Source organism: Variovorax sp. FG153, from assembly GCF_057809595.1.
The window spans coordinates 1-12,973 of the sequence record NZ_JBMDKG010000090.1; the positions used below are offsets into that span (position 1 = coordinate 1).

Consider the following 12,973-nt stretch of genomic DNA (forward strand, 5'->3'; position numbering starts at 1 on the left):
GCCTGCTGGGCGGTCTGCTCGGCGGCGACGGTGGTCTGCTGGGCGGCGTGCTGGGTGATGACGGTCTGCTGGGCGGTCTGCTCGGCGGCGACGGTGGCCTCCTGGGCGGCGTGCTGGGTGATGACGGCCTGCTGGGCGGTCTGCTCGGCGGCGACGGTGGTCTGCTGGGCGGCGTGCTGGGTGATGACGGTCTGCTGGGCGGTCTGCTCGGCGGCGACGGTGGCCTCCTGGGCGGCGTGCTGGGTGATGACGGCCTGCTGGGCGGTCTGCTCGGCGGCGACGGTGGCCTCCTGGGCGGCGTGCTGGGAGACGACGGCCTGCTGGGCGGTCTGCTCGGCGGCGACGGCGGCCTCCTGGGTGGCGTGCTGGGTGACGACGGCCTCCTGGGCGGCGTCCTCGGTGGCGAAGGCGGCCTGCTCGGCGGCATCCTTGGCGACGACGGCCTTCTCGGCGGTCTGCTGGGTGGCCTGCTCGGCGGTGGTGCCGATGCCGGCGCCTCGGCCAGCCTGATGGTCGCGGCCGATGCGCCTGCCGCGGGCGGTGGCCTGCTTGGCGGCCTGCTGGGTGGCGATGGCGGCCTGCTCGGCGGCATCCTCGGTGACGACGGCCTGCTGGGCGGTGTGCTCGGCGGTGACGGTGGCCTGCTCGGCGGCATCCTCGGTGACGACGGCCTGCTGGGCGGTGTGCTCGGCGGTGACGGTGGCCTGCTCGGCAGCATCCTCGGCGATGACGGCCTGCTGGGAGGTGTGCTCGGTGGCGAAGGTGGCCTGCTCGGCGGTGTCCTGGGCGACGGTGGTCTGCTGGGTGGCGTCCTCGGCGGCGAAGGCGGCCTGCTCGGCGGCATCCTGGGTGACGACGGCCTCCTGGGCGGTGTCCTCGGCGGTGACGGCGGCTTGCTCGGCGGCATCCTGGGTGACGACGGCCTGCTGGGCGGCGTGCTCGGCGGCGACGGCGGTCTGCTCGGTGGCGTCCTCGGCGACGACGGCCTGCTGGGTGGCGTGCTCGGCGGCGGCGAAGGTGGCCTGCTCGGCGGCATCCTCGGCGACGACGGCCTGCTGGGCGGCGTGCTCGGCGGTGACGGTGGCCTCCTCGGCGGCGTGCTCGGCGGTGGCGAAGGCGGCCTGCTCGGTGGTGTCCTCGGCAGCGACGGCCTCGTGGGCGGCCTGCTCGGCAACGATGGCCTGGTCGGCAACCTGCTGGGCAACGACGGACTGGTCGGTGGCCTGGTGGGCGGCCTGCTCGGCAACGACGGCCTCGTCGGCAGCCTGCTCGGCGCGCTGGGTGGCGACGGCCCGGTGGCCAACATCCTGCAGCCGGTGACCGAGATCGCCAGCGGCCTGAGCGACACCCTCGCGCCGGTGGTGGACACGCTGACCAGCGCCGGTTCCGGTGCCCTGGCCCCCGTGACCGACATCCTGGCCGGCGCGACCGCGGCGGCGGCACCGGTGGTCGAGACCGTGTCCAACGTGGTCGAGAACGTCGATCACTCGGTGGGCTCGGTGGTCACCGACGTGGTGACCCCGATCACCAGCCAGGTCGAGCACACCGTGAGCAGTGCGGTGACCCCGGTCGCCAACATCCTGCACGGCCTGCTGGGCTGATCGCGCACCGCGGCCTCGGCCGCGGCTCGCCACGAAAAAAAGGGGCGGACCGGCGACGGTCGGCCCCTTTTCTCATGGCGCCCCGCGGGGCGCCGGACCGCTCAGGCGCTGCCCCGCTCGATCAGCTCGAAACCCAGGTCGCGCTTGCGCGCCGCCGGCGTCTCGCTGCGCAGCCGCTGCACCAGCATGCGCGCGGCCTCCTCGCCCATGCGCACGGTCGGCACCGCGATGGTCGTGAGGCCGGGGTTGAGCTCGCGCGCGATCTCGTAGTCGCCGAAGCCCATGATCGCGAGCTGCCTGGGTACCGCGATGCCCAGCCGCTGGCAGGCCAGCAGCGCGCCCGAGGCCAGCAGGTCGCTCGAGAACAGCAGCAGGTCGCTGTCGGGGAAATGCGCGCGCGCGGCCTCGAGCAGGGTGCTGCCGCTGCCCATGGTGTAGGGCAGGTTCTCCACCACCAGGCTGCGCGGTGCCTGGCCCGGGTAGTGGCGCGCCATGCCGGTGGTGTAGCCGTCCAGGCGCTCGCGCGCGCGGTCGTCGCCGGGGCGCGCGGCGCCCACGAAGGTGGGATGGCGGTAGCCGCGCCGCTGCGCATAGGCCACGGCCGCGGCCAGCGCCTCCTGGTTCGAGAAGCCCACGAGCTGGTCGATGGGCTTGCGCGTCCAGGCCCAGCTCTCGACCACGGGAATGGCGGCGCGCGCGAGCATCTCGCGCACCGCGCCGGTGTGGCGCGTGCCGACGAGGAAGAAGGCGTCGGGGCGGCGGCCCAGCAGGCTGCGCACCACGGCCTCCTCGCGCTCGTGGCTGTAGTCGGTGTGGCCGATGATCACCTGGTAGCCGGCCTGCAGCAGCACGTTGGACAGGCCCTGCAGCGTCTCGGCGAACACCGAGGCCGCGATCTGCGGGATCACGGCGGCCACCGTCATGCTGCGGTTCGAGGCCAGGTGGCTGGCCGCGAGGTTCTGCACGTAGCGGGTGCTGCGGATCGCCGCCTCCACGCGCTCGCGCGTCTGCGGCGTGCAGCCCTCGGGGTCGCGCAGCACGCGCGACACGGTCTGTGCCGACACGCCCGCCACCTGGGCCACGTCGGCCATGGTGACGGAGTTGGTGCCGAAGCGGCGGCGGCCCTGTCTTTTTTCGGGTTCTGTCATGGGTGGCCCGGATTCTGCCGCCAAGCGCGCCCGGCCACCGCCGCGCTCAAAGCCGCCCGCGCGCGGCGAGGTTGCGCATCAGCGCGCCGATGCCGAAGGTCCACGGCGCAATGCGGTCGCTGCGCCCGACCCGGTTGAACAGCGTGCCCAGCCGCTCGGCGCGGATGGCGACGCGGTCGCCCTCGTGGTGGGTGAAGCCGGCGCCCGGCGCGTCGCGGTCCTGGATCGGCGCGAACATGGTGCCGCAGAACAGCAGGATGCCGTCGGGGTACTGGTGGTGCGCGCCCATGGCGTGGCGCACCAGCTCGAGCGGATCGCGGCTGATTTGCGCCATCGAGCTCGAGCCCTCGAGCACGAAGCCGTCCTCGCCTTCCACGCGCAGCTCGACCACGGTGGCGCGCAGGTCGTCGATGCCGTAGTGGGCATCGAACAGGCGGATGAACGGGCCGATGGCGCACGAGGCGTTGTTGTCCTTGGCCTTGCCCAGCAGCAGCGCGCTGCGGCCCTCGAAGTCGCGCAGGTTGACGTCGTTGCCGAGCGCGGCGCCGACGGTCCGGCCGCGGCTGTCGACGGCGAGCACGACCTCGGGCTCGGGGTTGTTCCAGGTCGAGCCCGGATGCAGGCCCACCTGCACGCCGGTGCCCACCGAGGCCAGCGGCGCGGCCTTGGTGAAGACCTCGGCATCGGGCCCGATGCCGACCTCGAGGTACTGCGACCACAGGCCCTGCGCGAGCAGCACCTGCTTGAGCTGCATGGCCTCGGGCGAGCCCGGCACGATGCCCGAGAGGTCGTCGCCGACCACGGCCACCACCTGGCGGCGCACCGCCTCGGCGCGGCTCGCGTCGCCGCGCGCCTGTTCCTCGATCACGCGCTCGACCATGCTGGCCGCGAAGGTCACGCCTGCCGCTTTCACCACCTGCAGGTCGTTGGGCGCGAGCAGGTGGCGCCGCGCGGGATCGGGGCCGTGCGCGGCGGTGCTCGCGAGCCAGTCGGCCAGCGTGCCGAGCGGCACGCCCTCGGCATCGCGCACCGCGGCGGCCGCGTCCTCGCGCTCGAGCAGCGCCGAGACCGTGGGCGCGAGCGCGCCGATGTCGACCAGTTGGCCCTCGCGCACCGTCACCAGCGTCGGGCCGCCCTCTTCGCCGTTCCCGCCCGGCAACCAGGCGCGGCCCACGAGCAGCGCCCTTTCCGCATCGATGGGCAGCGTGGCCGCGGCATCGACCATGTCGGGGATCGCCTGCATCTCAGCGCCCCTCGAACACGGCCGGACGGCGCGCCTTGAAGGCCGCGCGGCCTTCCTTCGCGTCCTCGGTCGCGAAGCACACGGTCTGCAGGTCGCGTTCGTACTGGATCGCGGTCTCCAGCGGCATCGCATAGGCGGCGCGCAGGTTGGCCTTGGCGGTCTCGACCGCGATCGGCGGGCGGCTCGCGATGGTGGCGGCAATGGCCTGCGCGCGCGCCAGCAGCTCGGCGGCCGGCACCAGCTCGCTCACCAGGCCCCACTGCAGCGCCTGCTGCGCGCCGATGGGATCGCCGCCCATCAGCATCAGCGCGGTGTTCGAGGCGCCGATGCTGTGCGCGAGCATGTACGACATGCCGCCGCCGCCGATCCAGCCGAGCTTGACCTCGGGCGCGCCGAAGCGTGCATGCTCGGCCGCGATGCGGATGTCGCAGGACATGGCGGTCTCGAGGCCGCCGCCGAGCGCATAGCCGTTGATGGCGCAGACCACGGGCTTGCGCAGCGCGCGGATCGCGTCGCAGTAGTCGGGCCGGTTGCGGAAGGTCCAGGGCGTGTCGTAGCCGTCGAGCTCGGCGATGTCGCTGCCGGCGCAGAAGGCCTTCTCGCCGGCGCCCGTGATGACGACGGCGCGCACGTCGGCGCGCGCGTTGCAGTCCTTCACGTGGGCGACCAGCGCATCGGCCATCTCGGGCGTGACGGCGTTGAGCTTCTCGGGGCGGTTGAGGATCAGGGTCGCGACCCGGTCGCGGACCTCGAAGAGGATGTGGTTCATGGCGGAGGTGGACTGAAGAAGGGAAGACGGGCTCAGACTTCGCTGCCCGCGGGCCGGTGGTTCTGGTAGAGCGTTTGCAGCCGCTCGAGCGCGGCCCTGGCCGCGAGCCGGTCGGCGAGCATCTCGCGCACCAGCGCCGAGGCCGCGGTCTGGAACGGGATGTAGCCCGGATGGCGCGGCCGCACGATCGCGGCCTCGAGCGTGGCCTGGGTCTGCGCGAAGAAGCCGTTCCAGGCGGTATTGACGCGCTCGTTGCTCCACGCGCTGCGCGCGCTCGGCTGGCCGTCGGCGAAGGGAATGAAGTCTTCCTGCATCGCCGGGCTCATCAGCGCGACGAGGTGGGCGCGCAGCGCATCGCCGACCGTCGCGCGCCGGCTCACCGCGAGGCCGGTGCCGCCGAGCGTCGAGCCGAGGCCGTGCGAACCGGCGGGCACGTCCGTGAAGTGCAGCGGCTGCGTGCCGGCGCCGGCCACCGCGTAGTTGACGTAGCCGTAGACCAGCGGGCAGTACACGGCCCGCGCATCGCGCGACATCGCATCGAGGATGCCGATCGGGTTGAGCCCGGCCCAGCCGCGGAAGGCCAGCGCATGCAGCTCCGACAGCAGCTCCCAGGCCGTGGTGGCACCCTGCCCCGTGAACAGGCGGCCGGGCTCGCTGCCCGTGGGCGCGTCGCCGTACGCGGCCGCCATGCTGAACAGCGAGAGCGCCGCATGCGGGCCGGCCAGCGACAGGCACACAGGCTGGCGCGCGGCCAGCGCGAGCACCTCGGTCCAACTGCGCGGCAGCGGGCCCTCGAGCCGGTCGGTGCGCGCCACCGCCACCTGCGTGGCGGCATCGAGCGGCAGCGCCCAGTGCACGCCCGCATAGCGGTAGCTGTCGAACGAGCGGCCGATGCTCTGCGCGCGCCAGCGCGCGAGCTCGTCGGCCGCGAACAGCGATTCGAGCGGCTGCAGGCAGTCGCCGGCCACCGCGTCGCCGATGTGCGGATGGTCGAGCACGATCAGGTCGTAGCGCTCGGCGAGGTCCTCGATCGGATGCGACTCGAAGCCCTCGAGCGGCTGGCGCTCCCAGTGCAGGTCGAGGCCCTCGGCGCGCGCGCGTTCGGCCGCGCGCTCGAGCGCGACGTAGCCGCGCGGATGGTCCCAGGTCAGGCCCTTGATCGGCGCGCCGCTCACAGCGTCTCTTCCCCGATCACCTTGGCCGCGAGCAGGCCGTCGATGCGCTCGGTGCTCCAGCCCAGCTCGCCGAGGATCTCGCGCGTGTGCTGGCCCGCCAGCGGCGCGCCGCGGCGCACGCTCGAGGGCGTGCGCGTGAACTTGATCGGGAAGCCCGGGGTCTTCACCTTGCCCTCGGTCGGATGCTCGTACTCGACGAAGGTGCCGTTGTGGACGATCTGCGGATCGTTCATGACGTCGGCATAGCCGTACACCGGGCCGGCCCAGATGTCGGCCGCGCGGAACACAGCGAGCCACTCGGCGGTGGCGCGGTGGCGCAGCTTCTCGCGCGTGATCGAGAAGATCTCGTCGCGCCGCGCGAAGGTGTCGCGCTCGTCGTCGAAGTCGGCCAGCACCGGCGCGCCGATGGCCTGCGCGAGCGCCGCCATCTTCGGGAAGGCCAGCGCGAGGAAGCCGTCCTGCGTGGCGAACACGCCGTAGGGCGCGCGGATGTAGACGTGGGCATGGGGCTCGGCCGTGCGTTCCTGCGGCTTGCCGGCCACGCTGAACACCGACAGCTCCTGCATCTGCAGCGCGACGATCGCATCGAGCATGTTGACCTGCACCAGCTGGCCCTCGCCGCTGCGCTCGCGGTGCAGCAGCGCGGCGATCACGGCCTCGAAGGCGGTCGAGGCCGTGATGGCGTCGACCAGGTACTGGCCCGCGGGCGACGGCGGCTCGCCGGCGCGGCCGGTGGAGAGCATGGCGCCGCTCATCGCCTGCAGCAGCAGGTCCTGTCCGGGCCAGAGCTTGTAGGGGCCGTCCTCGCCATAGCCCGACATCGAGACATAGACCAGCCGCGGGTTGATCTTCGAGAGCGTGGCGTAGTCCACGCCCAGGCGCTCGGCCACGCCGGGGCGGTAGTTCTGCAGGAACACGTCGGAGCCGCGCACCAGCTCGTAGAGCGCGTCGCGGCCCTCGTCGCTCTTGAGGTCGACCGCGAGGCTGCGCTTGTTGCGGTTGAGCGAGAGGAAGGAGACGTTGATGCGGTTGCCGCGCGCGCCGCCGGCCGAGACATGGCGCTGCCATTCGCCGGCGACCGGCTCGACCTTGATGACGTCGGCGCCCAGGTCGCCCAGGCGCTGGGCCGCGAAGGGGCCGGCCATGGCGATGGAGCAGTCGAGGACGCGGAAGCCCTCGAGGATGGCGGAGGATTTGTTCATGGAGTGTGTTTTGGCGATGAGGGGTGGGAAGAATTCAGTGCGTGCGCGGCGCGGCGGCGAGGTTGCGGCCCGTGGCGGCGTCGAACAGCACGGCCTGCGCGGCATCGAAGCCGACCGCGACCGGGTCGCCGTTCGCGAGGTCGGTGTAGCCCGGCACCGTGACCATCAGGTCGGCGTTCGCGGCGCCCTCCTCGTCGTGCAGCGTGCGGGCGTCGGTGAGCGCGACCGCCACCAGCGACTCGGCGCCGACATGCTCGACCAGCGCGATGCGCCCGGCCAGGCCCTGGCCGCCGCGCGCCACCGTCAGCGCGTTCGGCCGCAAGCCGAGCACCACGGCGGCGCCGGGCGCGGCCAGGCCGCGCAGGTGCGCGGGCAGCGGCATCGTGGCCTCGCCGCCGAGCGCGAGCGCGCTGCCGTCGGCGTTCACCGTGGCCTGCAGCAGGTTCATCGGCGGCGTGCCGATGAAGCGCGCCACGTAGAGGTTGGCGGGCGCCTCGTAGATCTCGCGCGGGCTGCCGAACTGCTGCACCACGCCGTCCTTGAGCAGCGCGATGCGCGTGCCCATGGTCATCGCCTCGACCTGGTCGTGCGTGACGTAGACGAAGGTGCCGCCCACGCGCTGGTGCAGCTTCGAGATCTCGGCGCGCATGGTGGTGCGCAGCTTGGCGTCGAGGTTCGACAGCGGCTCGTCCATCAGGAACACCTGCGGCTCGCGCACCATCGCGCGGCCGAGCGCCACGCGCTGGCGCTGGCCGCCCGAGAGCGTGCGCGGGTACTTGTCGAGCCAGTCGGTCAGCGCCAGCGTGCGCGCGGTGCGCTCCACCAGCTGCGAGACGGCCGGCGAGCGCTCGATGCGCCGCTTGGCCATGCCGCCGAGCAGCGGGATGTGGAACCACCAGCGGTGCTGCCGCATGATCAGCGGAAAGGCGATGTTGCGCCGCACCGTCATGTGCGGATAGAGCGCATAGGACTGGAACACGAAGGCGATGTCGCGTTCGGTCGGCGGCAGTTCGTCGACGCGGCGCTCGTTGATGTGGATCTCGCCGCCGCTGATGCTCTCGAGCCCGGCGAGCATGCGCAGCAGGGTCGACTTGCCGCAACCGGAGGGGCCGAGCAGCACGAGGAATTCGCCGTCGGGCACGTCGATCGACACGCCCTTGACGACATGCTTGTCGGCGAAGTTCTTGGTGATGTCCTGGAGCTTGATGGAAGCCATGGCTGTGTGTTCGGTTCGATGGTTCGGGGTCAGCCTTTGACGCTGCCGGCCGTCATGCCGGAGACGACGTGGCGCTGCACGATCAGGTAGAAGACGACGGCCGGCAGCGTGTACATCACGCCCACCGCCATCACGGCATCGAGCGGCGTGCTGAGCTCGCCGATGAAGCCGGCCAGGCCGACGGAGGCCGTGTGCAGACGCTCCTCGGTGATCAGCGTCTGCGCGAACACGTACTCGTTCCAGCCATGGAAGAAGGAGATCACCGCGGCCGCGGCCAGCGTGGGCGCGATCAGCGGCACCACCACGCCCAGCACGATGCCGATGCGCGAGCAGCCGTCCACCCGCGCGGCCTCCTCGACCTCGATCGGCACGCCGTCGATGGCGCCCTTGAGGATCCAGGTGATCACCGGCACGGTGAAGGCGGTGTTCGCGAGGATCAGGCCGCTCAGGGTGTTGAGCAGCTGCATCTGCGCGAAGATCGCGTACAGCGGCACCACCAGCATCGCCTCGGGCAGCATCTGGGTGGCGAACAGGCCGAAGCCGATCGCGCCCTTGCCGCCGAAGCGGAAGCGCGACAGCGCATAGGCCGGGAACACGGCCAGCGCGATGCTCAGCACCGTGGTGCCGATCGCGACGCAGGCGCTGTTGAAGAGCCAGCTCGCCACCGGCTTGATGGCGAACACGCTCGCGTACACCGGCAGTTGCCCCAGCGACGGCAGCAGTTGCGGCCGGTCGGCGAACAGCGCCTCGGTCGGCGTGAGCGAGGTCACCAGCATCCAGTAGATGGGGAAGGCCGCTGCGCCCAGCAGCACCAGCACCGCGAGCATGCGCAGCGCCTGTCGGCTCATGGCGGCGTGCATCAGCGCTCTCCCTCGCGTTCGGCGCGCGCGGTGTAGCGGAAGTACACCAGCGTCACGGCCAGCGCGATCGCCACGCCCACCATGCCGACGGCCGCGGCCTGGCCCAGGTGGTGGTTGACGAAGGCGCGCCGGTAGAGGTCGATCACCAGCGTGTTGGTGGCGCCCACCGGCCCGCCCTGCGTGAGCAGCCAGATCAGGTCGAAGCGGCGCAGCGACCAGATGGTGGAGAACAGCGCCAGCAGCGCGACCGAGGGCCGGATGGTGGGCCACACCACCGCCTTGAACACGCTGAGCCGGTCGGCGCCGTCCATCACGGCCGCCTCGCGCAACTCGGACGGCACGCCCTGCAGCGCCGCCAGCAGCACCACCGAGGCGAACGGGAAGATCTGCCAGATGGTGGTGAGCAGCACCGCGGGCATGGCGAGCTGCATGCTGTCGAGCCAGTTCTCGCTGCCCGCGGCGATGCCGAAGAAGCGCAGCGTGTGGCCGAACACGCCGTACTGGGCGTTGTAGATCCAGATGAAGATCAGCGCCACCGCGACCGGCGGCGCGGCCCACGGGATGGTGACGGCGGCGCGCGCGATGCCGCGGCCGCGGAACGGCGCGTCGAGCAGCAGCGCCGAGGCCAGGCCCAGCCCGATCGCCGAGGCCACGCAGGCCACGGTGTAGAGCAGCGTGGTGAAAATCACGCGGTGGAAATCGGGATCGTTCCAGAGGTCGGCGTAGTTCTGCAGCCCGACCCATTCGCCCTGCGAGGCCGCGAGCAGCGAGGTCGAGGTGAAGCTCAGCACCAGTTCGCGCAACAGCGGATAGCCCTGGAACACGAGCAGGTAGAGCGTGGCCGGCAGCACCAGCGCATAGGGCGCGAGCGGGTGGCCGTCGAGGCGCGCGCGGCGGCGCGCACCCTCGCGGCGGGCCACCGCGGCGGCGGAGGACAGCGTGGCGTTCATCGTCACGGGATGCGGCGCGGGTTCAGCGCTTGAGCACGCGGCTCAGCACGGTCTGCTGCGCGTCGTTCATCGCCTTGGCGGGATCGACGCCGCCCTGCAGCACCTTGATGACCTGCTCGATCACGATCTGCTGGATCTCGGGCGCCTTGACCTCGAGGCCCTGCGGCAGCGCGGGCACGCTGTTGGCGGTCTGCTGGTCGTAGACCGAGATCCAGGGCCACTTGGCGACCTCCTCGGCCGAGCGCGGCACGGCGATCGCGACGCTCGAGGCGCCGTGGATCAGCTGCAGCTCGCGCTGCGCCTCGGGCGTCAGCATCCACTGCAGGAAGGCACCGGCCGCGGCCTTGTTCTTGCTGTTGGCGTTGATGCTGATCGGCGCCAGGATCATGCCCTGCGCCTTGGTGGGAAACGGCGAAGGAGCGGCACCGAACTCGAAGCCCTTGGCCTGGGTCGCGAGGTTGGCGGCCACGCCGCCGTTGTCGACCTGCATCGCGATCTTGCCCTCGGCGAACATGCGCCGATAGGTGGCGGCGTCGGCGCCCTTGGGGATCGCGCCGGCGTCGTAGACCTTCTTGTAGGCCGCCACGCCCTCGATCACCTTGGCGCTGTTGATGGTCGGGTTGCCCTGCTCGTCGGACCAGCGGCCGCCGAAGCCGTAGACGTAGTTGCACAGGTCATACCAGAAGCCGCCGCGCTCGGCCATGGTGGCGCGGTAGGCGTAGCCGTAGTTGCCCGCGGCGGTCGCGGCCTTGGCGGCGGCCAGGAACTCGTCGAAGTTCGAAGGCGGCGTGCCCTTGAGCAGCGCCTTGTTGTAGACCATCGCGTAGTTGCTGACCTCGAACACCACGCCGTAGCGCTTGCCGCCGATCTTCATGTACTTGTCGGGACCCGTGAGCGGGAAGGCACCGTCGGCGATCACGTCGTCGATGGGCACGAGGCGCTTGGCATCGACCGCGGCATAGAACTCGGGCAGGTCGAAGCGCACGAGGTCGGGGCCGGCATTGCCGCCCATCTGCGTGAAGACGGTGCTCGCGAAGGACGAGAACGGGATCGTGACGGGCTGGATCTCGACCTTGTCCTGGCTCTGGTTGAACTTGCCGATCCAGGCGCGCATCTTCTCGCCGCGGCCGGGCTCGGCGAAGCTCGATGCGGCGAAGGTCACGACCTGTTTGCCGCCGGCCTGCGCCTGGGCGTTGCCCGCGGCGAGCAGCTGCAGGGCCGGAACGATGGCGATCGCGGCGAGGGCCGCGCGGCGGCCGGTGAAAAGGCGTTGCTTCATGTGTGTCTGTCTCCGATGACGGCAGGCCCTGCCGTGGGATTCGAGGCGTCCGGCCGAAACCGTCGCGCTGCTGTTGGCGAGATTATTAGCGCTAACTGTTAGCGCTAACAAGTACGACTTTAGCGTTCCGGCCCGTGGCTGCGATCGCGGGATTTCCCTAGCTGGTGGTGGTATCGAGCGGAAAGGCGGGGGCTTCGGCGGCTACTGCATCACCCAGCCGCCGTCGACGTTGAGCGTCTGGCCGGTGACGAAGCCGCTCCCCTCGGCCGCGAAGAACAGCATCGCGTTCGCGATGTCCTCGGGCGCGCCGCGGCGCTTGACCGACTGGTGCTCGAGCACGAAGCGCTCGTAGCCCTCGGGGTCGGGATGGATCTTCTCGGCATCGGTCGGGAAGGCGCCCGGCGACACCGCGTTGACCGTGATGCCATGCGGCCCGAGTTCGCGCGCCATCGCGCGCGTCATGCCCAGCAGCGCGCCCTTGGAGGTGACGTAGGGCAGCAGCAGCGGCCAGCCGCCGTACATGGTGATGCTGACGACGTTGACGATGCGGCCGAAGCGCTGGCGCTTCATGTGCGGCAGCGCGGCCTGCACGCAGACCAGCGCCGCGTCGACGTTCACGCCCTGCACGCGGCGATGCTCCTCGACGCTGAACTCCTCGATGCTGCGCGAGGGATAGATGGCGGCGTTGTTGATCAGCACGTCGATGCCGCCCTGGGCCTCGAACAGCGCGGCCAGTTGCGCCGCGAGCGCGCCGAGGTCGGCGAGGTCGCCCTGCACGAAGCGCAGCCGCGCGCGCACCTCGGCGCCCTCGCCCTCCCCGGCCGCGACCAGGCGCTCGCCCTTGGCCGGATCGATGTCCAGCGCCAGCACCTGCGCGCCCGCGCGCGCGAAAGCCCAGCAGATGCTGGTGCCGAGTCCGCCGGCGGCGCCGGTCACCAGCACCTTCTTGCCTGTCATGTCCATGGTCGTGTCGTGTCTTTTGAAGTCGTGTGAGGAAAGGAGGGATCAGGGCAGGTTCTCGCGCACCGCGATGCCGGCGCGCACCGGCTCCACGCCCGCGAGCGCATCGCGCCCCGCGCGCAGGTTGGCGAAGATGCGCACGCAGTTCATCACCTCGGTCTGCGGGTTCTGGTTGATGGCCGCGTCGAGCGTGCCGTCGATCAGCATGGCGCGGGTGTCGGGCGTGATCTCGTGGCCGATGAAGACCACCTTGCGGTCGAGGCCCGCCTCCTTGAGCGCGCGGCCGATGCCCTCGGAGGCGCCGCCGATGTTGTAGAGCGCCACCAGGTCGGTGTGCTGGCGCAGCAAGGTGCGCGCCTGGCGGTAGTTCTGCGCCACGTCGTCGTGGCCCTCGCGCAGACCCACCACGCGCAGCCCCGGGAACTGCTCAGCCAGCACCTGCAGGAAGCCGACCTCGCGCTCCTCGTGGCCGCGGTAGCTGAGGCTGCCCGCGATCAGGCCGACCTTGCCCGACTTGCGGTCGAGCATGCGGCCCATGAGGTAGCCCGCGGTGGGGGGGGGGGGGGGGGG

Annotated in this window: 11 protein-coding genes and 1 pseudogene; 1 reads left to right on the forward strand and 11 read right to left on the reverse strand. The window is 71.6% G+C overall.

Annotated features, from left to right (window positions below; all coding sequences use genetic code 11):
- Window positions 1-1,601, forward strand: a pseudogene (locus ACODT0_RS41905) (hypothetical protein); the annotation flags it as partial.
- Between the two features lie 101 nt (window positions 1,602-1,702).
- Here ACODT0_RS41905 and ACODT0_RS41910 read toward each other — a convergent pair.
- From ACODT0_RS41910 to ACODT0_RS41960, 11 genes are all read right to left on the reverse strand, one after another.
- Window positions 1,703-2,749: a LacI family DNA-binding transcriptional regulator gene (locus ACODT0_RS41910; protein WP_489043995.1), complete on the reverse strand. Its 1,047-nt coding sequence runs from the start codon at window positions 2,747-2,749 to the stop codon at window positions 1,703-1,705.
- A gap of 46 nt (window positions 2,750-2,795) precedes the next feature.
- Window positions 2,796-3,992, reverse strand: a complete 1,197-nt coding sequence (locus ACODT0_RS41915; protein WP_489043996.1) for a fumarylacetoacetate hydrolase family protein — start codon at window positions 3,990-3,992, stop codon at window positions 2,796-2,798.
- 1 nt (window position 3,993) lies between these two features.
- Window positions 3,994-4,761, reverse strand: a complete 768-nt coding sequence (locus tag ACODT0_RS41920; RefSeq protein WP_057590038.1) for an enoyl-CoA hydratase/isomerase family protein — start codon at window positions 4,759-4,761, stop codon at window positions 3,994-3,996.
- A gap of 32 nt (window positions 4,762-4,793) precedes the next feature.
- Window positions 4,794-5,936, reverse strand: a complete 1,143-nt coding sequence (locus tag ACODT0_RS41925) for an extracellular solute-binding protein (RefSeq protein WP_296729396.1) — start codon at window positions 5,934-5,936, stop codon at window positions 4,794-4,796.
- A complete protein-coding gene (locus tag ACODT0_RS41930) occupies window positions 5,933-7,138 on the reverse strand; it encodes a CaiB/BaiF CoA transferase family protein (protein ID WP_057590040.1) in 1,206 nt (401 codons plus the stop codon). The genes ACODT0_RS41925 and ACODT0_RS41930 overlap by 4 nt, the downstream gene beginning before the upstream one ends.
- A 34-nt stretch (window positions 7,139-7,172) precedes the next feature.
- Window positions 7,173-8,354, reverse strand: coding sequence for an ABC transporter ATP-binding protein (locus ACODT0_RS41935; protein ID WP_296729394.1), 1,182 nt, complete (start codon window positions 8,352-8,354; stop codon window positions 7,173-7,175).
- Window positions 8,355-8,383: 29 nt separating this feature from the next.
- On the reverse strand, window positions 8,384-9,214 hold the full coding sequence (locus tag ACODT0_RS41940; RefSeq protein ID WP_057590042.1) for a carbohydrate ABC transporter permease: 831 nt from the start codon (window positions 9,212-9,214) through the stop codon (window positions 8,384-8,386).
- On the reverse strand, window positions 9,214-10,164 hold the full coding sequence (locus ACODT0_RS41945) for a carbohydrate ABC transporter permease (protein WP_296729392.1): 951 nt from the start codon (window positions 10,162-10,164) through the stop codon (window positions 9,214-9,216). The genes ACODT0_RS41940 and ACODT0_RS41945 overlap by 1 nt, the downstream gene beginning before the upstream one ends.
- A gap of 22 nt (window positions 10,165-10,186) precedes the next feature.
- Entirely contained in the window at window positions 10,187-11,443 is a 1,257-nt protein-coding gene (locus tag ACODT0_RS41950; protein WP_296729390.1) for an ABC transporter substrate-binding protein, read from the reverse strand.
- 201 nt (window positions 11,444-11,644) lie between these two features.
- A complete protein-coding gene (locus ACODT0_RS41955; RefSeq protein WP_489043997.1) occupies window positions 11,645-12,400 on the reverse strand; it encodes an SDR family NAD(P)-dependent oxidoreductase in 756 nt (251 codons plus the stop codon).
- Window positions 12,401-12,448: 48 nt separating this feature from the next.
- Window positions 12,449-12,973 (reverse strand): substrate-binding domain-containing protein (locus ACODT0_RS41960; RefSeq protein ID WP_489043998.1); only part of this gene is annotated, 525 nt, incomplete at its 5' end.